This is a genomic window from Clostridioides sp. ZZV14-6150, assembly GCF_020657875.1.
GTDB lineage: Bacteria > Bacillota > Clostridia > Peptostreptococcales > Peptostreptococcaceae > Clostridioides.
The window spans coordinates 91,264-116,448 of sequence record NZ_JAGWDA010000009.1; the positions used below are offsets into that span (position 1 = coordinate 91,264).

Genomic DNA, 25,185 nt, shown 5'->3' on the forward strand with positions numbered 1-25,185 from the left:
CCTGTTCTCTCTATACAAATCGCCTCCTCTAAAATACTTTTATTTATATATATTTGAAAAATGGCGCTATTGCGCCATTTCAATATTGATTGACTACTCAAAAACCTGAATAATTTTTTCTTTAAATGCATTCATAAGTTTTTCTTTTTCTTCTAAATATTCACTATAACACTCATACTCTCTACAGATACAATTTATAATTTCACTTGATGTAAAATTGATTTTTTCAAGATTATAGTTATATAAAATTTCAACACTATCAACTTCACTTATACTATTAAAAATACAATTATATATATCTTCAATTATAAATTTACTATCTTCTTCAAATTGACATAAGAGTTGTTCTCTATTTTCTTCAAGCAATACATTTTCCTTTATAAACTCTACAAAGTTTTCAAAGTCTTCAGTGTTATTACATGGTTCTATTTCAAACAATATCCTAAAAAATAAGTTCCATGGAAACTCCGTATTTAGTCTACTTCTAAAATGATTTCCTAAATCATTACAGAATTTATCATCAAATGTAGGTTCTCTTTCAAACTCTATTTGGTCATTAAAATCTATATCTTTATTTACAATTTCATTTAATCTTGCAAACTCATCGAGCATAAAATTACCTAAAACTTCATCGCTTATATCTTGTTTATTAAAAGAATAACTTAATATAGTTTCACATGGCTTTTTAAAATCCACAACAAAACCTATACTTTTATTCATCTTTTCTGAAAAAGCATCGTACACTAATTTTGCAAAGAGCTTTTCAATTTCTTTTTTACTTCCTTTCATGTTAAAAGACTTTCCTGAGTGAAAGTTTTTATAAATACTCAAAAGCTGATTATCTATCATAGTAAGATTATTCTTTATAGAGTCCATCATATCCTTTATAAATTTATCAGCAAGTAAATATGTGTTATTTTTATAAATTATTTTATGTTCAATCTCACTCCAAAACACATTTACAAGAGATTTAATTTGAAGTTCAAATTTTACCTCTCTATCTAAATATGCAAAAACTCCATCTATCTTATATATTTCAAATCCATTTTTTTGCTTATTAGGTTGTCTTTCAGACAATTTTAATTTAATATTTTTATTTTCTTTATTATAGTAGTTTATTTTATCATCTGTTTTATTAAAGTATCTTCTTAAAAGCCTATATATCTTATTTTCATCCTCAATAAATCTACACTCAATTCTTAGTCCTATTAAATCAGATACATTATGAATAAGATTACTTGCCTCCCCATATTTTTTTAAATATCTATTTCTAATTATCTTTTCCCGTAAACTTGATTCTGATTTTATTCTAGAGGTTACATTTATATACTCTTGATTTTTTTCATCCAAGATATTTTCAAAGTACTCTTCTATTTCATCTGATATAGTTTCTAATGTTGGAGACATTGTCCTCAACATTTCTATAGACTCTTCAATAAAATCAAATTCTTTTAATCCCATAAATTTTTACACTCCTATGTTTAATAACTGTTAGCTATTTCAGTTCTTTATATTTAACTACATTCTTATTTTAACATTTTTTCCTATTATAAGTAAGTATTCTCCAAAAACCTTCATATATATTTCAAATTAGAATTAAAATATCAGATAAAATTAAAAGATTTCGTAATAATGAAGTTATAAAAATAGTGGATTTTTTTTCCTAATACGAGTATACTATAGATATAAATATTTAACTAATTAGTTAAATATTTATATCTATAGCAAGGAGGATATTATGGTAAAAGTATTTAAAGCATTAAGTGATGAAACTAGAAGAGAAATTTTAAAATTACTTAATGAAAGAGATATGAATGCAGGAGAAATAGCAAGTCATTTTAATATGTCTAAACCAGCAATATCTAAACATTTAGATATTTTAAAAGATGCAGAACTTATTAGCTCAGAAAAAATGGGACAATTTTTGATTTATTCTATTAATTTATCAGTCCTTCAAGAAGTACTTGGAAACTTCTTGGATATTTTTAAAAAGATATAGGAGAGTTGCAACTGTTAAAATTGACAATACTGAAAAAGCAGAGCAACAAGAGTTAGTTGAAGATATGATACAGATAATCACAGTTTTTAGTTGTAGGCTTCAAGGCAAGAGAGGTAATAAAGCCAAGAAGATGATAAAGGAGTTGATAGAAGATGATACTAGCGAAAAAAGTTAGATTGTATCCAAGTCAACTTCAAGAGCAAAAGTTGTGGCAATCAGTAGGTGCTGCTAGATTTATATATAATTGGACACTTGCGAAACAAGAAGAAAATTATAAAAATGGTGGTAAGTTTATTTCAGATAACGAACTAAGAAAAGAAATAACTAAATTAAAGAAATCTGAATTAAGTTGTCTTAAAGAAGTATCTAATAATGTAGCGAAACAATCAGTTAAAGATGCTTGTGATAGTTACAGGAGATTTTTCAAAGGCTTATCAGATAAACCAATATTTAAGAGTAGAAGGAAAAGTAAGAAGTCCTTCTACAATGATAACTGTAAGTTAAAAGTAAAGGAAGGAAAGTTAGTTAATATTGAAAAAGTTGGTTGGATAAGAACTAATGAACAATTACCTACTGGAGTTAAATATAGTAATCCAAGAATAAGTTATGATAACAAGTATTGGTACATTTCAGTAGGTATAGAGCAAGAAGAAATTAAAGAAGAGTTAACAGATGTATCATTAGGAATAGACTTAGGACTAAAAGACTTAGCAATTTGTTCTGATGGTATAGTCTACAAGAACATAAATAAAACTTATGTAGTTAGAAAATTAGATAAGAAACTTCGTAGGTTGCAACGTCAAGTTTCTTGTAAGTATGAAAATAATAAAAAAGGAAAGGAGTATGTCAAAACTAACAATATTATAAAACTTGAAAAGCAAATACAACTAATGCACAGAAGACTTGCAAATATTAGAAATAACTATCTTCATCAAACTACAACGAGTATAGTGAAAGCCAAACCATACAGAGTTGTAATAGAAGATTTATCAGTTTCTAATTTGATGAAAAATAAGCATTTATCAAAAGCTATTACAAAACAAGGCTTCTATGAATTTAGACGACAACTTGAATACAAGTGTAAGTTTAGAGGAATAGAGTTAGTTATAGCAGGTAGATTTTATCCATCATCAAAAACTTGTAGTCAATGTGGTGAGGTTAAGAAAGATTTAAAACTTAAAAATAGATATTATAATTGCAAATGTGGATTATCTATTGATAGAGATTTAAATGCTTCAATTAATCTTTCAAATTATAAATTAGCATAAATCACCAAAAAGATAATGCTAATATGTAGGATGCATTGTATCCGAATTTACGATTGTGGAGTATCACATCAAATGAAAGTAGCTTGTTGTAGTTTGACTTGCAAAATCAGATACGTTGAAACAATAATTAAACATACTTTATAAAGTTTTATAAGGTTTTGGCAACGGTTATTATGGAAAATATAGGTTTAATATTACTTGTAGCATTATTAATTATAAACTATGTAAATGCACCAGAAATTTTAGGTTTTTCAAAAGATAACCCAAAAGTTAAAACTGCAAGAAGGTTACAAATGTTATTTTTAATAGTCGCAGTTGGAAGGTTTATCATTCCTTTACTAGGTATAGATGAGATATTTTCTTATGAAATTAACGACAAAGTATCAGTTATAATAAATGCCATTATAATTATGTATTTTGGTAATTTATTACCTAAGCTACAAATTTATAAGAACATAGATACTAAATATGCTTGGGCCATTGGAGATGAAAAAATATGGAAAAAGGCAAGTAAGATTTTTGCGTATTTATCATTTGTTATAGCTATTGGAATGATTATATTGAGTTTTTACTTTGATTCAGCTACAGTCACAACAGCATGCCAGTTCATATGGTTTGCAATACCTTTATTATATTTATTGCTTCATTATAGAAATAAATTTAGAGCTCATACTCCTAAATAAATAATTATAAATATAATAAAATAAAGCAACTTCTTCTTAAAGGAAGCTATAATTTGTTTTAATATTGAAATGAAACATTTATAAAATAAATTGCCACCAAAAAATTTATGGTGGCAATTTATTAATAATCATATTTTTAGTATTTTATATAATTTCTAAATATATTAAATTAAACTCTCTTAAATTAAAAACCTATATAAATACCTATTGTTAAAAAAACTAAAGATACAGCTGTTAAAATCAACAATATAGGCATTATAAATTTTACCCATTTTGAAAAAGGAACATGAGCTACCGCAAGTGCTCCCATTAGTACTCCAGATGTTGGAGTTATAAAGTTTGTAAGACCTACCCCAAATTGATAAGCAGTTACTATAACTTGAGCTGATATATTAACTAAATCACCAAGAGGAGCAAGAACAGGCACTGTAAGTGAAGCAAGTCCTGAAGATGATGGAATCAAAAATGCCAACGCAGCTTCCAAGAAAAATGATAGATATACAAATATAACCTTTGGAAGTCCACCTAAAAAGCTTGCTGCAGAATTTAATATAGTATCTATTATGAATCCATTTTGAGCAATTATTACAATTCCACGAGCTAAAGCTATTGCAAGAGCAGCTGATGCTAAATCTTTTGCTCCATCTATGAAACTATCAGAAATTTCACTTTGTGACAATCTACCAACTAATCCAGAAAGTACACCTATCGCAGCAAAACACATTGATATTTCTGGGATATACCATCCTTGGCTTAAAACACCCCAAATCATTATCGCCATTCCTATTCCAAATATAGCAAGAACAGATACTTCTTTAAAAGTAAACTCTTTTATTTCAGTTGAAGTATGATTAAGTATTGATTTATTATTTTTATCTATCTCATACACTATTGAGCTTTCAGGGTTTTCTTTAACTTTTTTAGCATAATACATTACAAACGCTATACTGATTAATATATATGCTATAAAAATCACTACTCTATATGCTACTCCTGAACCAGGAGCAAGTTGAGCTAGTGCTTGTGCAATACCAACTGAGAATGGATTTATTGTCGATGCAGCCGCTCCTGCCGCTGCTCCTATAAATACAATCGCAATGGCGGTTAGAGAATCATATCCTAAGGATGTCATAAGTGGAACAAATATCATATAAAATGGTAATGTTTCTTCTGCCATCCCAAATGTAGTACCTCCAAGACCAAATAAAATCATTGATATCGGAATTATAAGTAGTTCTTTTCCTTTAAACTTCGATATAACTGATGCTATTCCTGCTTCTATAGCTCCAGTTCTATTTACAATACCAAAAGCACCTCCAACTATTAAAACAAATCCTACAACTTCTGCTGAATCAATAAAACCTTCTATAGGCGCTTTAAAAACATCTGTAAATCCTTGAGGATTACTTTCTACACTTTGATAAGTCCCTGGTACAACAACCATCCTACCTTCTACATCTTCTCTACTAAATTCACCACTTGGTACTATCCAAGTTAATATTGCCATTAAGACTATTAGCAAGAATATAATTGTAAAAGTGTGTGGTATAATAAATCGTTTCTTCTTACTGTCAATCATTATAATGTCCTCCATACTTTACTAAATTTTGAATCTATATAGGATATTTTTTAATCTCTCTGACTAAAGTTTTCCCTTTTTACAATTTTTTATTAGCAAAGATACAAAATAAAAAAGCTCTCTTTTAGATTTTAAAAGATAGCTTTTTTTATTTTTATTCAATTTAAATACTTTACTTCCTATTTTGCTAATTGAATTTTTTCATTATAATTTGATATTGTTTCTTCAATATTTTTAGATTTCATTATAGTTGACATTACAGCAAAATCATCACAGTATTTTAATGTTTCTTTGACATTAGATGGTAGAATTCCTCCAAGTGCAACTATCTTAATATCAGTAATTTTCTTAGCTTCCTTTAAAAGTTCAATTCCTTTTGGCAATAAATTTTCTTTACACTTAGTTTCATATATATGTGATAATGTTATGTAATCTATTTTTATATTTTGTTTTCTTATTATTTCTTCTAGATACTTTACTTCTTCTACTTTATGTAATGACAATCCCAATATTTTATTTTCATTGAAATTATACCTATTTCCCAGTAAATTCAAAAACAATTTAAATGGAAGATGAATACCTTGACAATCTATCTTTTCAAAAAATTCTATATTACTATTTATTATGAAGTTTACGTTAAAGCCATCATTATTTTCTTTCTTTTTTATACTGTTCTTCAAGCTTTCATCTAATATTTTTTCTTGAAAATTAATGCACTTGATTTTCTTTTTTATCTTTATATATAAATCTTTTAATGCTTCATATTCTAAATCTTTTTCTCTTATTATAATATTTTCTACGCCACTCAATATAGATTCTTTAATAACCTCTAAGTATCGTTCCTCACTACATAAATTTCTATTTGTTATCAAATACATCTAAAATCTTTCCCAATCTTTAAATACATGTTGATAACCAATTGAATTTAGCATTTTCTCTATATCTTCAACAGTACTTTCATCATTTATTTTGAATTGAGCAGTATCATGTTCATCTTGAGAATGACCTCCTACATCTGTAGATACACCTGCACTTAATTTAGTTACCCCTAAAGGTATTATATGACTTCTCATTTCTAAATTTTCTCTAGTAGATATATTTAAAGCTGCATGAGGGTCAAACAGTCTCATACAAACCATAGCTTGAACTAAATCAGTATCGCTTATATCTACTAATTCTTCAAAACAACCTTTGAATGGTCTCATTCTTGGTGTTGAATATGAAAGCTCAATATGAGGATATTTTGTTTTTAGATATTTCCCATGCAATATCGTAAAGAAGGTCTCTTTTCTAAAATCGTTTAATCCTAAAAGCGCTCCTATTGATAGAGTTCTCATACCTGCCTTTGCTCCTCTTTCAGGAGCATCTAATCTAAATTTATAATTTGATTTTGGCCCTTTTAAATGTACTCTTTTATATATTTCCTCATCATAAGTCTCTTGGTATACAGTTAGACCTTCAACACCTTTGTCTACAATATACTTATATTCATCTACTTCCATCGGATATACTTCAATTCCTATAGATGGAAATTTATCTCTTAATATTTCTATAGCTTCACCTATATATTCTACACTTGAATGAAAACTACTTTCACCAGTTAAAACAAGTAGGTGTTTGAAACCTTCTTTTGAAATTTCATTTCCTTCCTCTCTAATTTCATCCATAGTTAGTTTTTTTCTTTTTATTCCACTTTTTATATTGTAACTACAATAAACACATTGATTTACACAGTAATTTGCTATATACATTGGGGTATATAGACAGACTGTCTTTCCAAAATATTGAACACTTAATTTATGTGCTTTTTGTGCCATAGCTTCTAAATATTTTACAGCAGTTTCAGAAAGTAAATTTAATATATCAAAATCCTCAAGTTTGTCTTTTGATAAACTTCTTAAAACATCATTGTCTGTAACATTATTTAAATATCCATCAAAATCAAAATCCCTATATTTTTCTATTACCTCATAAAAACTCATCATCAATCACCACTTTCTATAAATTGCCTAAAAAACCTGTTAAAGGAGAAGATGCGTTTGCAAATTCTGATACACTTCCTGCTTTTGCTATATAAGCTTCTCGTCCACCTTCTACAGCTAACTTAAATGCTCTAGCCATTTGCACCGGGTCACCTGCTGAAGCTATAGCAGTATTAACAAGTACTGCATCAGCTCCCATTTCCATAGCTTCCATAGCTTGAGACGGTTTACCAATACCTGCATCAACTATTATTGGTATATCTAATTCATCTATCATTATTTTTATCATTTCTTTCATTTGAAGACCTCTATTTGAACCAATTGGAGCACCAAGAGGCATAACCGCTGCTGCTTTAGCTTCTATAAGTCTTCTTCCAGCATAAAGGTCTGGTGTCATATATGGAAGTACTATAAATCCCTCATCAGCAAGTATTTTTGTAGCTTTTATAGTTTCTTCATTATCAGGAAGTAAGTATCTAGTATCTGATATTACTTCTATTTTTATAAAGTCTCCACAACCCATTTTTCTAGATATTCTAGCTATTCTTACAGCTTCTTCTGCATTAGTAGCTCCTGATGTATTTGGAAGTATAGTCATTTCTTTTGGAATATATGTTAAGATATTTTCTTGTTTATTATCTAAATCTACTCTTCTAAGTGCCATTGTTATTATTTCGCTTCCACTTTCTTTGATTACTTTAGGCAATATATCATTTGAGCCATATTTACCTGTTCCAACCAATAATCTACTATTAAATTCATGTCCTCCAAGTACTAATTTATCCATTTTCTTTCCTCCCAGTCTTAACTTTTTCAATTTTCAATCTTTTTATTTTGTGACTCACGCATTTACATATCTATAAGTATTTGTGTTGCCAAATTTGCCATATGATTTGCGCAAATAGCTACTCTTGGTGCCATAAGTCCTTCTCCAAATTTAGCTTCATTTACAAAATCTCCACATATATAAAATCTATCTCTTATTTTCTTAGTAGTTATTATATTTGAGTCATAATAACCTGCCATACCTGATGATGCTATCAAATATTTATCTTTCAAGTTTAGTAAGGTATAATTACAAACTTGTGCTTTACATGAAGCATCATCGAAAGCTTCAATTATCAAATCTGCCTCTTTAAGTACATCCATATCGTATTTATTTAAAAAAACATTTTGCGTTTTTAATTTTACAAATGGATTAATTTTTGTTATATTTTCAACCATAGCATCTGTTTTTAGTTTTCCTATATCGTCTATAAAGTATTGCTGTCTATTTAAGTTAGATGGCTCTACAACATCATAATCTATAAGTAGAAGTTCTCCAACTCCAATTCGAGCTAAAGAGATAGCTATATTGGATCCAAGTCCACCTAGTCCCAATATAGCAACTCTTCCTTTTTTTAATTTATTATGCACATTTGGAGTATGCCTAGCTATCAACAAGCTTTCTAGCTCATCAAAAGAAGGCTTAACCCCTTTTTGTATAAGTGTTAATTTATCATTTTCAGAAAGTGGAATGTCAGCTTTAATTGGATATCCATTCAACACCAATACATCACATTTGTGATTATAATTATCTCTAACTTTATAGGCAGTTGTATTTTCTTCAACATCTGTTAATATTTCATTTACAAAGATTTTTATTTTAACCACCTCCAATAAAGCCAATAAGTTCTACAACATCTTCATCCTTTAATATATATGTATTGTAATTAGATTCTTCAACTATTTCTAGATTTATCTCAACTACAACTCTATCACTCTTTAAGTTATATTTATTCAACAAATCTATAACAGTTAAATTTTCTTTGAATTCAATATTCTTGCCATTAACCTTCACTAACTCACCTCCTCCTTTTGACTTTATTCAACCAATCTTCAGTACAAATTATATTAAATTAAGTTCCTCATTGTTTAATATTTTCTTAACTGTTCTCATTGAACACATTTTTCCACACATAGTACAACTATCTTCATGAGTAGGAGTTGACTCATCTCTATATCTTTTAGCCTTTTCAGGGTCTATTGCAAGTCTAAACATTTCACACCAGTCTAAATCTGCTCTAGCTTTACTCATTTTGTTATCCCACTCACGAGCTCCTTTAACATTCTTAGCTATATCTCCTGCATGAGCTGCTATTTTAGCAGCTATTATCCCTTCTTTCATATCATCTAAATTAGGTAATCTTAAGTGTTCTGCTGGAGTTACGTAGCATAAAAAATCTACTCCTTTAGCACATGCTAATGCTCCTCCTATTGCACTAGTTATATGGTCATAACCTGGTGCTATATCCGTAACCAATGGTCCAAGAACATAAAAAGGCGCTCCATGACATAGTCTTTTTTCTAACACTACATTTGCTTCTATTTCATCAATAGCCATATGACCAGGGCCTTCTATCATGACTTGTACATTTCTTTCCCATGCTCTTTTAGTAAGCTCTCCTAATACAACAAGTTCTTGAATCTGAACACCATCTGTAGAATCTTTTATACAACCAGGTCTGCAAGCATCTCCTAAACTTAATGTGACATCATATTCTTCACATATATCTAAAATCTTATCAAAATTAGTATAAATAGGATTTTCTTTATTATTTAACTCCATCCAAGCAAATAATAATGAACCTCCTCGAGATACTATATGAGTCAATCTTTCATGATTTTTTATCTTTTGGCAAACACTTCTAGTAAGACCAGCATGTATAGTAATAAAATCAACTCCGTCAATAGCATGTTGTCTTATTACATTTAAAAATTCTTCTTCTGTTATATCCTTTAGTTCTTTTTCTAAATACCCTACTGCATCATACATAGGAACCGAACCTATCATTGCAGGTGACATTTCAACAACTTTTTCTCTAAATTCTCTAGTTTTTCCATAGTTACTTAAATCCATTATTGCTTCAGCTTTCATGTCTATTGCCACTTTAACTTTTTCAAGTTCATTTTCTATATTCTTACAATCTCTTGAAATTCCTAGGTTTACATTTATCTTTGTCCTTAAATTTTTACCTACACCTTCTGCACTTAAGGATTTATGATTTTTGTTAGCAGGTATAACAACTTGTCCCTTTGCTATTAATTCTCTTAATTCATTTACATCTACTTGTTCCTTTTGAGAAACGATTTCCATTTCTTTAGTTATTATGCCTTTTCTAGCAGCATCCATTTGCGTTGTATAATTCATATTACATTCCTCCAAGATTAAAGTTATAGTTTTTAACAATAAAAAAAGTGCTTTTCCTTGTTTTGGAAAGCACTCTTATAATCATATATACACTTAGACAAATTTCTCACTATACAGAATAATTTATCTATTTATATAACAAAATTATATTACAAAGCTTCCCTTCGCAAGCATTATCTTGATCAGGTTATTAGGGTTTGTAAGTTACGGCTTTATCTCTCAGCTAGCCAATTCTAGCGCCCCTAGCTCTAAATTTTTATCATTTTTACAAATTCAGTATAACACAGCAAAAATATTAGTTCAACACAATAATACAAATTTTATATTTTAATCCACCTAACTTTACTCTAATGATACACCTTTTTTCGAATTTTCAAGATAAGTTTTAAGTATTACAGCCCTTATATTTTCATACTTTATTGAATCTGGAAGTTTTCTTTTTATGTTATTTAAATTTTCATAACCTATTTTTTCACACACTTCTAAAATCATTTTCTTTTCATCTTCAGTATAAAAACTTTCTAAATCCAATGTAAATGACATACTCTGCCCATCTTTCACATAATCATATACATATCCAATAACTGTAGATAAGGATACTTCTATTTCTTGGCTAACACTTTGTATGTCCTTCCCTTGATTTAGTAAATCTAATGCTATTTCATTGTTTTTTCTGCTTTCTCCATCTAGTATCAATTTTCTTTTTTTCTTTTTCTCCCAATTAACATCAATACTATTTTCTTTTACATAATGTTTAACTTCATCTAAAATACTAGCCCCATACTTTTCAATTTTTACTTCACCTATACCTGAAATATCCTTTAATTGTTCTTTATCAATGGGATATCTTCCACTTATTTCTTTCAAAGCTTTATTAGTTAAAATCATGTATGGAAGTAATTTTTCTTTTTTAGCATATTCTTCTCGAATATTTATTAGCCTTTCATATAAAGCTTTATCTGTATTAACTTCAAGAAATTCACTATTATCATTCGTTAAATCGATATTTTTTTCTTTATCTTTTTTATTTATATTATTTTTTTCGACATATTCTTTGATTAGTGTTTCAAAATCTTCACCATATTTTTGATATTTAATTTCTCCTACTCCAGATATATTTAGCATTTCTTCTTTATTGACTGGATAACTACTAGACATAGCTCTAAGTGTTCCATCTCCAAAAACCATATATGGAGCTATTTTTTCTTCACTTGCAATTAAGTGTCTTAACTCTCTTAAAGCATTATATAATTCATCTTCTACTTCTAGGGATTTTGTCATTACAATTTCCTTAAATTCTACCTTTGCCTCACCCTTCAAAACTTTCATAGACATATCATTTAATCTTATAGTTGGGTAACTTCCTCTGTTTCCGCTACCTAAAGTTTCGACTAAATCTAAAAACCCATGAGAAACTAATGTATTTATAAAATTCTTCAAGTCTTCACTTGAATAATCTCTCATAATATTATATGTAGACAAAGTATCTAAACCAAGTTGTAAAATTTTTTTGTTTTTAGACCCTCTAAGTACATCTACAATAGTAGTAACACCATAGCTTCTTTTCATTCTAGCTACACATGAAATAACTTTTTGAGCATCTATGGTTTTATCTACTATTTCCCCCTCCACTAGACAATTACTACAGTTATTACAATTTTCTACATGATTTTCCCCAAAATAATTTAATATTGTCTTTCTATAACAAGAATTACTATAGACTAAATCAATCATATTCTGAAGTTTTTTATGTTGAAATAATTTTCTTTCAGGATTTTCAACACCAATATCTATTAAATATTTTTGTATATGTACATCTCCTGGAGAAAATAAAAGTATACATTCACTTTTTTCTCCATCCCTACCAGCTCTCCCTATTTCTTGGTAGTAATTTTCCACACTTTGAGGCATATTATAGTGTATAACCCATCTTATATTGGGCTTATCAATACCCATTCCAAATGCATTTGTTGCTATCATTATATCTATATTATCATTTATAAAATCTTCTTGATTCTTATTTCTTTCATTTTTAGATAAACCTGCATGGTATTTTGATACAGATATATTTCTCTTTGCTAAGCCATTATAGATATTTTCAACTTCTTTTCTAGTAGCTGTATATATAATTCCAGACTCATTTTTATGATTTTGAATATAATCTAAAATATATTTATTTTTACTAGATGATTTTACTATATTTATTGCTAGGTTTTCTCTATCAAACCCTGTTATGTAACAATCTGGACTCTCTAAACACAATAAATTTATTATATCAGCTCTTACCTCTTCTGATGCAGTAGCTGTAAAAGCTGTGACTATGGGTCTTTTAGACAAACTATTGATAAACGTAGAAATCCTTCTATAGCTCAGTCTAAAATCATGTCCCCATTGAGATACACAATGTGCTTCATCTATTGCAATTTGGCTTATGTCATTATCATTTATTAGTTCAAGAAATTCTTGAGTATCTAATCTTTCTGGAGCAATATAAAGTATTTTATAAGTATTTTTTCTAATATTACTTAATATTTCATTAAATTCTTTGTTTCCCAATGAACTATTTATAAAAGCAGCATCGATTCCCATGGCTTTTAAAGCGTCTACTTGGTCTTTCATAAGAGATATAAGTGGTGAAATCACTACTGTCATTCCATCTAATATCAATGCTGGAAGTTGATAACATATAGATTTTCCTCCTCCAGTTGGCATTATAGCTAATACATCTTTTTTATTCAAAATAGAATTTATTATGGACTCTTGGCCTTTTCTAAAACTTGTATATCCATAGTATTTTGATAATATTTCTAAAGGTTTTTTGTTCATATATTTCTCTCCCAATTCAAATTAATTAAACTTCTTTTCTGATTATGTTCAAATTTTTATTTTTATATTCACAATCGCATTATTCCAAAGTTTCTAGCTGTTATATATTATATATTAACATATATTTTTTAAAAAATAGTTTGCAAAGTAAAATAATTTATGATACATTCTAAATATAAATTTAATACTTAATCTTCGGGGTAGGGTGAAATTCCCAATCGGCGGTATAGCCCGCGAGCTGAGTTAGAACTTGGTTGATTTGGTTAAATTCCAAAGCCGACAGTAAAGTCTGGATGGAAGAAGATATATGCTAAATAAGTGTTTTTGTAGAGCAGTTTTGCTATACATTTATGCAATATTTATTGTAGATTATTCTAGACCCTGAGTTAATTCTCAGGGTTTTTTGTTTGAAAATTATCTAAGTTTAAATAGGAGGTGTAAATATTGTGAAATTTATAAGTCAAAAAGAAAAAGATATTTATTATATGAAAAAAGCTATTGAATTGGCCAAAAATGGAGAAGGTTTTGTAAATCCAAATCCATTAGTGGGATGTGTAATTGTTAAGGATAACGACATAATAGGTAAAGGATATCATGAGAAATTTGGCTCTAATCACGCTGAAATAAATGCTATAAATAGTGCTAATCAAAGTTTAAAAGACACTACTCTTTATGTAAATTTAGAACCATGTTCTCATTATGGCAAAACACCTCCTTGTGTAGATAAAATTATTCAAAATAAGATTAAGAGAGTCGTAATATCTACATTAGACCCAAATCCAATCGTTTGTGGTAATGGAGTAAAAAAACTAAGGGACAATAACATTGATGTTACTGTAGGTGTATTAGAAAAAGAAGCAAAACAATTAAATGAAATATTTTTTTACTACATAAAAACAAAAAAACCTCTTTGTATTGTAAAATCAGCAATAAGTTTAGATGGCAAGATTGCCACAAAATCGCTAGAATCAAAATGGATATCTAATGAATCATCAAGATATCTAAGTCATAAGTATAGAAATAAATATCAAGGTATAATGGTTGGGATAAATACAGTTTTAAATGATAATCCGCTACTAACTTGCAGACTTAACCAGGAAAATGTATCTCACCCTGTAAGAATAATAATAGACACAAATTTAAAATTGCCAGTTGATAGCAAATTAGTTAAAGATAAAAACAGTAAAACTATAGTTTTTACATGTTGTGAAGATAGTGAAAAATCATCAGTTCTAATAAAAAATAATATTGACGTAGTACTTTCTCCTAAAAAAAATAATATGGTAGATTTAGAATTTGTAATGTATAAATTAGGCGAATTAAAAATTGATTCTGTTTTAGTTGAAGGTGGTGCTACACTTAATGACAGTCTATTTAGAAACAATTTAGTTGATAAAGTCAAATTATTTTTATCACCTAAAATTATAGGTGGAAAAGATGCTCCTACTTTCGTTTCTGGAGAGGGAATAAATTACTTATCAGATGCTATACAATTAGAAATTAAGAATGTAACTTTAATAGATGGAGATATTTTGGTGGAGTCTGATGTTTTAAATTAAATTTATAAATATACATGTCTAGGAGGTCAAAATGTTTACTGGCATAGTAGAAGAAGTTGGAATACTTAGAAAAATCACAGCTAATGGCAAAAGTGGAAAAGTCACCATACAATCAAATAAAATACTAGATGGCACAAATCTTGGAGATAGTATTGCTGTAAATGGAGTTTGCTTAACTGTTTCAAGTTTAGGTAAAAATGAATTTACTGCTGATGTCATGATGGAAACAGTTCGTTCCACAAATTTAAGTTCATTAAATCCAAATGATAAAGTAAATCTCGAAAGAGCTATGAGTCTTTCTTCTAGATTTGGTGGACACATAGTAACAGGTCATGTTGATAGTAAAGGTACTATTTGTAAATTTGAAAAAGATGAAAATGCAGTTTTAATAAGCATACAATCATCCAAAGAACTTTTATCAACAATAATACACAAAGGCTCTGTGGCTATTGATGGTGTAAGCCTAACTATAGCTTATCTAGATGATGAAATATTTAAGGTTTCTGTTATACCTCATACTAAATTTAACACTACTCTCTTAACTAAGAATGTTGGAGATTTTGTCAATTTAGAAAGTGATGTAATTGGAAAGTATGTTAATAATTTTCTTGTAAAAAACTACAAGGAATTAAATTCTAATAGTAATAACTATAAATCAAATATAGATAAAGAATTTTTATTTAAAAATGGTTTTTAAAAATAATAAAGGAGTGAATTACATGTTTAATACTATTGAAGAAGCTATTAATGATATCAAAAATGGAAAAATGGTAATCGTAGTTGATGATGAAAGTAGAGAAAATGAAGGAGATTTATTGATGGCAGCTGAAATGGCTACAGCTGAGACAATAAACTTTATGGCTACATATGGTAGAGGACTTATTTGTCTACCTGCTACTGAAGAAAAATTTAAAAGTTTAAATATACCTCTTATGGTTAAAGAAAATACAGACACATTTCAAACGGCATTTACTGTCACTATAGATGGCATAGACACTTTAACAGGTATATCTGCATATGAGAGAGCTGAGACTGTCAAACTATTCTGTAATGAAAGTTCCACAAGTAAAGATTTTAAAACGCCTGGACATGTATTCCCATTAATCGCAAAAACTGGAGGTGTCCTAGTTAGAGATGGTCATACAGAAGCTTCTGTAGACCTTGCTAGACTTGCAGGATTTAAAGAAATTGGTCTTATCTGCGAAATAATGAAAGATGATGGTACAATGGCAAGAGTTGATGATTTAATGATATTTAAAGAAAAACATAATTTAAAAATAATTACTATAAAAGACTTGATAGAATATCGTAAAAGAAATGAAACCACTATAGAAAAAATTTCTAGTGCTTTTCTTCCAACAAAATATGGAAATTTTGAAATCATAGGATATAAAGATATTTATTCAAATGAAGAACACATTGCACTTACTTACGGAAATGTAAATGAAGAAAATACACTAGTTAGACTTCATTCTGAATGTTTAACAGGTGATGTATTTCATTCTTTAAAATGTGATTGTGGCCTACAATTAGAAACTTCTATGAAAAAAATTGTAGAAAATGGGAGTGGTGTTTTAATTTATATGAAACAGGAAGGTAGAGGTATTGGCCTTTTAAATAAAATTAAAGCTTATAAGCTTCAAGAAGAAGGTTATGATACTGTTGAAGCAAATTTAATGCTTGGATTTGAAGAAGATATGAGGGATTTTTATATAGCTGCTCAGATATTAAAAAACTTACATATAAAAAGTATAAATCTTTTAAGTAATAACCCTGACAAAATAAACCAGTTAGAAAAATATGGAATAAAGATTGAACATAGAGTTCCTATTAATGAAGAAATCAATGATTTTAATAAATTATATCTAAAAACTAAGAAGGATAAAATGGGACATCTATTAGATATTATATAGCTAATGGTATTTAATTTTTATTCTACTAAGTAATTTTTATTACAATAATATGTATACATACTAAAAATATAAATTTATAACCTAAATAAAATTGGAGGAAATAAAAATGATATATGAAGGAAAACTTATTGGAAAAGACTTAAAAATAGGTATAATAAACTCTCGTTTTAATGAATTTATAACATCAAAACTTTTATCTGGTGCTCAAGATTGCCTTTTAAGACATGATGTTACTCAGGAAAATATAGAAGTAGTTTGGGTACCTGGAGCTTTTGAGATTCCTCTTGTTGCTCAAAAAATGTCTAAGAATGGTAAGTATGATGCTATAATATGTTTAGGATGTGTTATAAGAGGTGCTACTTCTCATTATGATTATGTATGTAGTGAAGTATCTAAAGGCATTGCAAAAGTATCTTTGGATAATGAATTACCTGTTATATTTGGAATAGTAACAACAGAAAATATTGAACAAGCTATTGAAAGAGCTGGCACAAAAGCCGGAAATAAAGGATATGATTGTGCTATGAATGCACTAGAAATGGCAAACCTATTTAAGGTTCTAGATTAAATACTATTATTGATTAAATAGTGGAAATTAACATAGAGACTATAAAATACTATTAAGTACCAAGATGGCAAAGCATATTTGTCTTTTGGTACTTAATAATTTTAAACATGATTATATATGAAACTGCAATAACTCTATTAGTAAAGGATATTGAAACATAGTTTTCTACATAGTTACTTAAAAGAATATTTTGTTTAGAAAAAATTAGTTTTCTACATCCTAATTGAGTGAAAAACTCTTGTAATATTCTTATGTATATACTTAATGCGTCATCTGAGATTAATACATACAAAGTTGCTTTCTTAATAGAAACTTTGGTTTGTACATTTCTAATATAGTTTTCAACATCACCTTCAAATAGATAGTGATAAAATGGTACATTTGGTATAGGCTGTATTGAAAAGGATATTCTCTCCTTTAAATCATTATCTTTATGATAAAACATAAAACAGTCACGGCATACTACAACAATATACTCATTCTTACTGAACAATTTATCTCCCTCTCCCCTAAAATATAAGTTAATAATTATAAATACTTTTAAAAGCCTAAAATAACTACAAATATAACTCTAAATATAAAATACCATAAATTCGCATATATTACTATCAAAGCTATCGTTTTTATTTATAGCATATATTAATGTTATATTAATTATCTATTTTATTATTTTCTCGATTAATTATACAATATAATTAAGTAAGCAATAATAAACTATAAATGAACACCATAATTTAATGGTTGTTTATTGAATATTTATGGGGGACTGAATTATGAAAACAAGTTCAATACAAAATTTAACACTAGAAAAACGTAACCTTATAAAAAAATATTCTCTTACTTTGAATGAAGATTTAATTTGGGAATTTAAACACGATAAATACCACACTATAAAATACTTCACACACAAGTTTGCAGTTAAAGAATCTGTGCTTGCTCTTTTATTCAACATACATAGATTATGTTATGCTAAAATAAAATACTTTGAATCAAATTTTTCAAAATATGAACCTTATAAATACAGTTATCAAGAAGGATTTGTTAAATGTGAAATATATGATATGAGTTTTATGTTGCATAAATATAGCAATATGATGATAGACTTAAGAAATTTACAAGAAATCAAAAATATAGAAGAGTTTAGATTATTTTGTGATTACTTAGAAAGCTTTGAAGATAACTTACAAGATTTGATTGTGTAGTATTTAAAAATATAAGTTTTAATATAGGATTTATAATAATTAAATTGTATTTAAATACTAAAAACTTTTAATAAAATATAAAGTACTTGAGATAAAAAAATATTACTGGAATTAAAAATTCCAGTAATATAAGTTAACTAAAATACTATATTCATATAAATTAAATACACTCTAATATATCAAAATTACTTTATAATTTTTATAATACTTTTTATCCTAAACGTTCATCAGATAATTCATTGTGCCACTCTGATACATTTTCTAATCCTTCTATTTCATCTGCAATAAATACAGGATCTTTTATTCCAGATTTTTTTTGACTTGTATAATCTTTTAAAGCAATAAATGCGTACTTACCTAAAAGAGTTATTGCTATTAAGTTTATTATAGCCATCAGTGCCATAAATAAATCTGCTAAATTCCAAACTACCTCTACTTGAGTAAGAGAACCAAATAAAACCATACCTACAACAAAAACTCTAAATACATTAAGTTTAGTTTTACTTCCACTCATAAACTCCATATTTGATTCTCCATAGTAATAATTTCCTACTATAGAACTAAATGCAAATAAGAATATACAAACTGCTATAAAAATATTTCCTATTGGTCCTATATGGTGAGTTAAAGCTTCTTGAGCTAATTCAATTCCTGTTGCTCCACTACTAGCATAATCTGAATATAATAATACCATGAATGCTGTACAACTACATATAATTATAGTATCTGTAAAAACACCTAGAGATTGGATTAAACCTTGTTTTACAGGATGAGTTACATGTGCTGTTGCAGCAGCATTAGGCGCACTACCCATACCTGCTTCATTAGAAAATAAGCCTCTTTTTACTCCAGTCATTACAACTCCCATAAACGTACCAATTGCCATTCCTCTAAAATCAAATGCGCTTTCTACTATTAATGATATAATTCCTGGTATTTCTGTTATATTCATTACAACTATAGCTAAAGCAACTAATATGTATAATCCTGCAAATACAGGAACTATTATTTCTGAAACTTTTGCTATTCTATGAACACCACCAAAAATAACTATTGCTGTTAAAATTCCAAGACCTATTCCCATAGCCATTTTACTTATACCAAATGCATTATTAAATGCCAATGAAACAGTATTTGCTTGAACTGCATTAAATACAAATCCATAACAGATAGTTATAAGTATTGAAAATAAAACACCCATCCATCTTTTATTTAAACCTTGTTCCATATAATAAGCTGGTCCACCTCTAAAAGCTGGTCCATTCTTAACTTTATAAATTTGAGCTAATGTACTCTCCACAAAACTTGAAGCAGAACCAATTAATGCTATAAGCCACATCCAAAATACAGCACCAGGACCTCCTGCTACTACTGCAATTGCTATTCCTGCTATATTTCCAGTACCAACTCTTGAAGATGTACTTATACAAAAGGCTTGAAATGAAGATATTTTTCCTTCTTTTTTTGCATTTTTATTTGCTGCACCATCACCTAAAAGCCTAAACATTTCTATAAAATATCTGAATTGTACAAAATTTGTTTTAATAGTAAAGTAAATACCAATTACAACTAACATTATAATTAGAATATAAGACCATAAGTAATTGTTTACAAATACTACCGCATTGTTAATGCCCGTTAAAATACCATTTAAAAAATCCATTTTATTAATTACCCCCTGTTAATATTGTTTTCTCAATAAATCTTAAAATCAAAAAAATGCATAATTCCTTGTGAAAAATTCATTAATTTAATTATAATATTTATAAATTTAAATTACAAGGTTTAAAATGAATAATTTGTTTGATAAATTGCAGTTTTATCTTTAAATTCAACTTTATTCTATTAATTTTATAATTTAGATATAATTAATATTTTATATTGCTTATCAAATACAATAAATTATAATTTTGGAGTATATTTTTTCGTTTGTCGTTTAATATTATAAGTAATGATATGATTTTAAAATTTATTTAAATAACAAAAATTTTCTTTAAATTCTGTTAATTTTTCGAAAACTTTGTTAAATAATATACTTTTATACATCCATTGAAAAAACTAGAAAAAAGTAATACTATATATAGTACTAGCATTAGACACAAAAGAATACAAATGGAGGTACTTATATTATGGAATTTCAACAAATAATAGCTATATGTATATTTTTAATAGTTATGGCAGCTATTATTACAGAAAAGGTAAACAGATCTGTAGCAGCTGTTGGTGGTGCACTATTAATGATAATCTTCAATATACTTACACTTGATGAAGGATTAAGCCATATAGACTTCAATACTATTGGAGTATTAGTTGGTATGATGCTATTTGTTGCTGTTGTTAAAAACTCAGGGCTATTTGAATATATAGCTATTTGGACTGCAAAAAAAGCTAAAGGTGATCCATGGAGAATAATGATTTGTTTTGCTATTATAACAGCCATTTTATCTGCTGTATTAGATAATGTTACTACTGTTTTACTTATAGGGCCAATGACTATAGTTATTACACAAATTTTGGGACTTAATCCAGTTCCATTTTTAATAACACAAATTTTAGCTTCAAATATCGGAGGTACATCTACTCTTATAGGTGACCCTCCAAATATTATGATTGGTAGTGCTGCCAATCTTAGTTTCATGGATTTTGTGATAAATTTAGGACCTGCTGTTATAGTAATACTTATTATAACAATAATATGTTTTAAATTTATTTATGGAAAAGAACTTGTTGTGGATGATAAAGCCAAAGAAGTAATATTAAAACTTGATGAAAAAAAATCTATTAAAGATAAACCCTTACTTATAAAAAGTCTTCTTTTAATAGCATTTATACTCTTTGGTTTTATGTTTCATAGCACAATCCATATAGATTCTTCTGTTGTAGCATTAACTGGTGCATCTATAATGCTTCTTATAGGAAAGCAAGATGTAGATGAAATTATGGCAGGTATTGAATGGTCTACAATCTTATTCTTTATGGGATTATTTGTAGTAGTTGGTGGATTAGTAGAAGTGGGTATAATAAATAAATTAGCTCAAGCATTGATTGGACTTACAGAGGGCCATATTGTATTTACGATGTTATTAATATTATGGTTATCAGCAATAGTTTCTTCATTCTTAGATAATATTCCTTTTGTTGCAACATTAATTCCACTTATTTTGACTATGCAGGCTGAAGGAATTGATGTAATGCCACTATGGTGGGCAACATCTCTTGGAGCTTGTCTTGGAGGTAATGGGACACTTATTGGAGCCTCTGCCAATGTTGTACTAGCAGGTATAGGTAATAAACATGGTCATCCTATATCTTTTAAAGAGTATTTTAAGATAGGTTTTCCACTTATGATTATATCTATTATTATATCTACGGTTTATTTAATTATAAAATTTTAGAAAATATAGTATAATAGTATTAAAGGGGATGTGTATATATGAATATTAATACTGTTCAAGGAGATTCAATTGAAGTTCTTTTAAGACAACTTGGAGCTACAAAAATATCAAAAGTAAGTAGTACATTATATTTTATCAAGTTTGATTTAGGAGACAACTGGAAAATATCTTATACTTATAATATTAATGCTAAAGATCAATATTTTTTACAAAGAATTGAACCATATCCTATTGGTAGAGGTCTGTTTAATGATGAATATGAAATAATATCATTTATATCAAAGGATTTAAACAAATTTCTAAATGCTAAAAATAGTAGTAACTTTAAAACGTTTGTTGAAGTTACTAGAAAAGTCAATTCTATTATTGATAATGTAGAAGAATTATTTTTAAACTATAATGTAGATGGAGATGATTTAAAAACACTCAATAAAGAACTTAACGATATATTAAATGATATTAACTATATAGAAAAGCATACAAAGAAAATCTAAAGTAAGATACTTATAAATTTAAGATTATATAAAAAACTTTGTACAACTTCAAAATTTAATACTAAAGATAAAAAATCTTATTTGTTAAAATGATAAAATAGCTGATGAAGCATATGCTTCATCAGCTATCTTGTTTTTAATGATGTCCACATCCATCATGTGAACAAGTATGATTTGATGGAAATTCTACTAATTTCCCATCTTTAAGTAAGTCCAAATTACCACTGATAGTATCAGCTTCAGCTCTATAAACTTTTATTCCCATACTATTTAATTTAACTATGGCACCTTGCCCTATTCCTCCAACTACTACTGCATCTACAATTGTACCTGATAATGCTTTTATTGGTTGACACTTTCCATGTTCATGACCTAAATCTCCATTGTCTAAAGATTTAACTTCTCCACTTTCTAAATCACACACAACAAAGATTGGTGCAGAACCAAAATGACCATATGGTTTACTATCTAATCCTTTATTTTCTTCTACTGGTATACATACTTTCATTATTATTTCTCCCTTCTCTTACAACATTTTTTCATAGATTTACATTCTTTACTGCATCCTAGATGTATTGTATTTACATCAAATACATCTATAAAGCTTTCACTAGAATTACTTAACATAGAATTTATAAAATCCATACATATGTTAAACACTTCTTTGTTAATATGATATAAGACATAGTATCCTTCTTTATATCCTGTTATTATGCCAACTTCTTTTAATATTTTTATATGTTGTGAAACAGCAGAATCCGAAATTCCTAAATATTTAGAAATTCCTTTTTGGCAGATATTTCTTTTAGATACTAATATAAGTATGTTAAGTCTAGTTTCATCACTCAATGCTTTAAATATTTTAACCAAATTTTCCATAAATACCTCTTTTTGATTAAGTAATTACTTAATTAAATTATAGTACTCTTAATTAGATTTTTCAACTATTATTTTGAAATTTTGGAACTTATTATAAATAATTCTAATTATTTCTATATATATTTCAATTGTTAGTTTAAATCTATCAAAATAAACACACCTAGAGATACATTTCTAAGATATCTCGAAAGGAAATAATAATATACAAATAAAAAACTATCTAAAATAATATAATTATTTTAGACAGTTTTTTATTTGTATATTTAAAAATTTACTTACTAGTTATATTAAGCTCTTTTTAATTTATCCAGATAATAAACAGCATTTAATGCTGCTATTTGTCCTTGCCCAGCTGCTTTGATATAAGAATATGGTTTACCTACACAGTCTCCTGCAGCAAAACACCCTTCTATATTAGTTTTCATATTATTATCAACCTTGATATGGATACCATCAATTTCTATTCCAGGAATCAATGTACTTGGAGCTGTACTATCTTTTATAACGAATACTCCATCAACTTCAATATGATTTTCTTTAAAAGATATCTTATTTACAAGTTTATCTCCATCTATTTGCACTGGTCTATCGTGTATAATCTCAATAGAATCATCTAAATTATCTGAACTTCTCATAAGGTTTTCCTTTTTATACATAGGTATAAAATAAGTTTTTGAAGTAAGTTCACTTAAAAAATTTGCCTCTTCTTTAGATTCTTCATTATATCCTATGACTGCTACTTTTTTATTTCTATAAAGTGGTGCATCGCATGTAGCACAATACCCTACTCCTCTTCCTAGAAATTCTTCTTCACCTTTTATTGGTCTAGTATATTCTACACCAGTCGCAAGGATTACAGTAGTAGCTTCATACATATCATTTCCAGACATTATTGCAAAGTATTCTCCCATAGCATAAATATTATTTATTCTTTTATTTTCAATTGAAATATCCATGTTATCTATATGCGATTTAAATTTGTCTTTTAATTCATCTCCACTTATATCATAAAAACCTAAATAATTATCTATTGAAGGAGCTTTAACAAGCTTATTACTTAAATTATCATTACCAAACATAATCATTGTTTTATTTCTTATTTTTGCATTTATAGCAGCAGATAATCCTGCTGGACCACTACCTATTATAGCTATGTCATATCTCATAATATTCACCCATTTTTTATAAATATGATTTTACTTTCATTTCAATTTTGTTCTTAGGCATAAATCCAATTAGAGTTTCAACTGGCTCTCCATCTTTAAATATAATCATAGTTGGTACTGTAGATACACTAAATTGTTGAGCTATTTCTAAGCTTTCATCTATATCAACTTTTACAAATCTAGCTTTGTCTTTCATCTCTTCGCCTAATTCTGCAAATACAGGTCCTAACATATTACAAGGTCCACACCAAGTTGCAAAGAAATCTACTACAACTACTCCTTTACTACCTTCAACACTACTTCTAAATTCAGATGTATTTATAACTTTTGCCATTTTTTTAATCCTCCTAAAAATTTATTATCCTTATAATTATACTATGAAATTTATAAATATAATTTTACTTTTATAAATTCTTTTATATTTTATTTTATACTAATTAGTATACCCATTCTTTATTTGTAAAAACAGATTTTTTATATTT

25 protein-coding genes, 1 pseudogene and 2 riboswitches are annotated in these 25,185 nt (G+C 27.8%); of the genes and pseudogenes, 11 read left to right on the forward strand and 15 right to left on the reverse strand.

Annotated elements, in window-relative coordinates; all coding sequences use genetic code 11:
• Nucleotides 1-93: 93 nt before the first annotated feature.
• The gene (locus tag KGF41_RS12005; RefSeq protein ID WP_227828428.1) at nucleotides 94-1,461 is read right to left on the reverse strand and encodes a GTP pyrophosphokinase family protein; all 1,368 of its coding nucleotides are present in this window, start codon (nucleotides 1,459-1,461) and stop codon (nucleotides 94-96) included.
• A gap of 277 nt (nucleotides 1,462-1,738) precedes the next feature.
• Here KGF41_RS12005 and KGF41_RS12010 point away from each other — a divergent pair, with 277 nt between their 5' ends.
• From KGF41_RS12010 to KGF41_RS12025, 4 genes and pseudogenes are all read left to right on the forward strand, one after another.
• The gene (locus tag KGF41_RS12010; protein WP_227828427.1) at nucleotides 1,739-1,999 is read left to right on the forward strand and encodes an autorepressor SdpR family transcription factor; all 261 of its coding nucleotides are present in this window, start codon (nucleotides 1,739-1,741) and stop codon (nucleotides 1,997-1,999) included.
• Nucleotides 2,000-2,018: 19 nt separating this feature from the next.
• A pseudogene (locus KGF41_RS12015) lies at nucleotides 2,019-2,174 on the forward strand (IS607 family transposase); the annotation flags it as partial.
• Nucleotides 2,152-3,267: a transposase gene (locus KGF41_RS12020; protein WP_227856688.1), complete on the forward strand. Its 1,116-nt coding sequence runs from the start codon at nucleotides 2,152-2,154 to the stop codon at nucleotides 3,265-3,267. The pseudogene KGF41_RS12015 and the gene KGF41_RS12020, both read left to right, overlap by 23 nt.
• Before the next feature lie 173 nt (nucleotides 3,268-3,440).
• Complete coding sequence (locus tag KGF41_RS12025) at nucleotides 3,441-3,950, forward strand: SdpI family protein (RefSeq protein WP_227828425.1); 510 nt, start codon at nucleotides 3,441-3,443, stop codon at nucleotides 3,948-3,950.
• Nucleotides 3,951-4,134: 184 nt separating this feature from the next.
• Here the strand turns inward: KGF41_RS12025 and KGF41_RS12030 are convergent, their stop codons facing one another.
• From KGF41_RS12030 to recQ, 8 genes are all read right to left on the reverse strand, one after another.
• Nucleotides 4,135-5,529 carry a YfcC family protein gene (locus KGF41_RS12030; RefSeq protein WP_227828424.1) on the reverse strand — a complete coding sequence of 465 codons (1,395 nt, stop codon included), beginning with the start codon at nucleotides 5,527-5,529 and terminating at the stop codon, nucleotides 4,135-4,137.
• 179 nt (nucleotides 5,530-5,708) lie between these two features.
• The gene (locus KGF41_RS12035) at nucleotides 5,709-6,407 is read right to left on the reverse strand and encodes a thiamine phosphate synthase (protein WP_227850425.1); all 699 of its coding nucleotides are present in this window, start codon (nucleotides 6,405-6,407) and stop codon (nucleotides 5,709-5,711) included.
• Entirely contained in the window at nucleotides 6,408-7,511 is a 1,104-nt protein-coding gene (gene thiH / locus KGF41_RS12040) for a 2-iminoacetate synthase ThiH (protein WP_227841770.1), read from the reverse strand.
• A 16-nt stretch (nucleotides 7,512-7,527) separates the two neighbouring features.
• Complete coding sequence (locus tag KGF41_RS12045; RefSeq protein WP_227828421.1) at nucleotides 7,528-8,298, reverse strand: thiazole synthase; 771 nt, start codon at nucleotides 8,296-8,298, stop codon at nucleotides 7,528-7,530.
• A 62-nt stretch (nucleotides 8,299-8,360) separates the two neighbouring features.
• Nucleotides 8,361-9,164, reverse strand: coding sequence for a thiamine biosynthesis protein ThiF (thiF, locus tag KGF41_RS12050; RefSeq protein ID WP_227850426.1), 804 nt, complete (start codon nucleotides 9,162-9,164; stop codon nucleotides 8,361-8,363).
• A complete protein-coding gene (thiS, locus tag KGF41_RS12055) occupies nucleotides 9,157-9,351 on the reverse strand; it encodes a sulfur carrier protein ThiS (RefSeq protein ID WP_227828419.1) in 195 nt (64 codons plus the stop codon). The genes thiF and thiS overlap by 8 nt, the downstream gene beginning before the upstream one ends.
• 48 nt (nucleotides 9,352-9,399) lie before the next feature.
• Entirely contained in the window at nucleotides 9,400-10,701 is a 1,302-nt protein-coding gene (thiC, locus tag KGF41_RS12060; protein ID WP_227433195.1) for a phosphomethylpyrimidine synthase ThiC, read from the reverse strand.
• A 142-nt stretch (nucleotides 10,702-10,843) separates the two neighbouring features.
• Nucleotides 10,844-10,955, reverse strand: a riboswitch (TPP riboswitch).
• Between the two features lie 88 nt (nucleotides 10,956-11,043).
• Nucleotides 11,044-13,527: a DNA helicase RecQ gene (gene recQ, locus KGF41_RS12065; RefSeq protein WP_227850427.1), complete on the reverse strand. Its 2,484-nt coding sequence runs from the start codon at nucleotides 13,525-13,527 to the stop codon at nucleotides 11,044-11,046.
• Between the two features lie 187 nt (nucleotides 13,528-13,714).
• A riboswitch (FMN riboswitch) is annotated at nucleotides 13,715-13,836 on the forward strand.
• 137 nt (nucleotides 13,837-13,973) lie between these two features.
• Between recQ and ribD the strand changes: the two genes are divergently transcribed.
• The 4 genes from ribD (at nucleotide 13,974) to ribE (ending at nucleotide 17,567) form a co-directional block, all read left to right on the forward strand.
• Nucleotides 13,974-15,086 carry a bifunctional diaminohydroxyphosphoribosylaminopyrimidine deaminase/5-amino-6-(5-phosphoribosylamino)uracil reductase RibD gene (gene ribD / locus KGF41_RS12070; RefSeq protein ID WP_227841773.1) on the forward strand — a complete coding sequence of 371 codons (1,113 nt, stop codon included), beginning with the start codon at nucleotides 13,974-13,976 and terminating at the stop codon, nucleotides 15,084-15,086.
• Between the two features lie 31 nt (nucleotides 15,087-15,117).
• Nucleotides 15,118-15,783 (forward strand): riboflavin synthase, encoded by a 666-nt coding sequence (locus tag KGF41_RS12075; RefSeq protein ID WP_227828416.1) that lies wholly within the window; start codon nucleotides 15,118-15,120, stop codon nucleotides 15,781-15,783.
• A 22-nt stretch (nucleotides 15,784-15,805) separates the two neighbouring features.
• Nucleotides 15,806-16,999, forward strand: a complete 1,194-nt coding sequence (locus KGF41_RS12080) for a bifunctional 3,4-dihydroxy-2-butanone-4-phosphate synthase/GTP cyclohydrolase II (protein ID WP_227828415.1) — start codon at nucleotides 15,806-15,808, stop codon at nucleotides 16,997-16,999.
• 106 nt (nucleotides 17,000-17,105) lie between these two features.
• A complete protein-coding gene (gene ribE / locus KGF41_RS12085) occupies nucleotides 17,106-17,567 on the forward strand; it encodes a 6,7-dimethyl-8-ribityllumazine synthase (protein WP_227483246.1) in 462 nt (153 codons plus the stop codon).
• A 52-nt stretch (nucleotides 17,568-17,619) separates the two neighbouring features.
• On the opposite strand, the gene KGF41_RS12090 is transcribed toward ribE, so the two are convergent.
• Nucleotides 17,620-18,060 (reverse strand): hypothetical protein, encoded by a 441-nt coding sequence (locus tag KGF41_RS12090; protein ID WP_227856689.1) that lies wholly within the window; start codon nucleotides 18,058-18,060, stop codon nucleotides 17,620-17,622.
• A 280-nt stretch (nucleotides 18,061-18,340) separates the two neighbouring features.
• Here KGF41_RS12090 and KGF41_RS12095 point away from each other — a divergent pair, with 280 nt between their 5' ends.
• Nucleotides 18,341-18,769 carry a hypothetical protein gene (locus tag KGF41_RS12095; protein ID WP_227828413.1) on the forward strand — a complete coding sequence of 143 codons (429 nt, stop codon included), beginning with the start codon at nucleotides 18,341-18,343 and terminating at the stop codon, nucleotides 18,767-18,769.
• 211 nt (nucleotides 18,770-18,980) lie between these two features.
• Here KGF41_RS12095 and KGF41_RS12100 read toward each other — a convergent pair whose 3' ends face one another.
• Nucleotides 18,981-20,432, reverse strand: coding sequence for an alanine/glycine:cation symporter family protein (locus KGF41_RS12100; protein ID WP_227828412.1), 1,452 nt, complete (start codon nucleotides 20,430-20,432; stop codon nucleotides 18,981-18,983).
• Between the two features lie 466 nt (nucleotides 20,433-20,898).
• Between KGF41_RS12100 and KGF41_RS12105 the strand changes: the two genes are divergently transcribed.
• Nucleotides 20,899-22,164 (forward strand): ArsB/NhaD family transporter, encoded by a 1,266-nt coding sequence (locus tag KGF41_RS12105; RefSeq protein WP_227433187.1) that lies wholly within the window; start codon nucleotides 20,899-20,901, stop codon nucleotides 22,162-22,164.
• A gap of 38 nt (nucleotides 22,165-22,202) precedes the next feature.
• The gene (locus KGF41_RS12110) at nucleotides 22,203-22,658 is read left to right on the forward strand and encodes a hypothetical protein (RefSeq protein ID WP_227841777.1); all 456 of its coding nucleotides are present in this window, start codon (nucleotides 22,203-22,205) and stop codon (nucleotides 22,656-22,658) included.
• Between the two features lie 136 nt (nucleotides 22,659-22,794).
• On the opposite strand, the gene KGF41_RS12115 is transcribed toward KGF41_RS12110, so the two are convergent.
• From KGF41_RS12115 to trxA, 4 genes are all read right to left on the reverse strand, one after another.
• Nucleotides 22,795-23,166, reverse strand: a complete 372-nt coding sequence (locus KGF41_RS12115; RefSeq protein WP_227841778.1) for a NifB/NifX family molybdenum-iron cluster-binding protein — start codon at nucleotides 23,164-23,166, stop codon at nucleotides 22,795-22,797.
• Between the two features lie 2 nt (nucleotides 23,167-23,168).
• Nucleotides 23,169-23,537, reverse strand: a complete 369-nt coding sequence (locus tag KGF41_RS12120) for an ArsR/SmtB family transcription factor (RefSeq protein ID WP_227828410.1) — start codon at nucleotides 23,535-23,537, stop codon at nucleotides 23,169-23,171.
• A 287-nt stretch (nucleotides 23,538-23,824) separates the two neighbouring features.
• The gene (locus KGF41_RS12125) at nucleotides 23,825-24,703 is read right to left on the reverse strand and encodes an NAD(P)/FAD-dependent oxidoreductase (RefSeq protein WP_227433183.1); all 879 of its coding nucleotides are present in this window, start codon (nucleotides 24,701-24,703) and stop codon (nucleotides 23,825-23,827) included.
• 16 nt (nucleotides 24,704-24,719) lie between these two features.
• A complete protein-coding gene (trxA, locus tag KGF41_RS12130) occupies nucleotides 24,720-25,037 on the reverse strand; it encodes a thioredoxin (protein WP_227840685.1) in 318 nt (105 codons plus the stop codon).
• Between the last annotated feature and the right edge of the window lie 148 nt (nucleotides 25,038-25,185).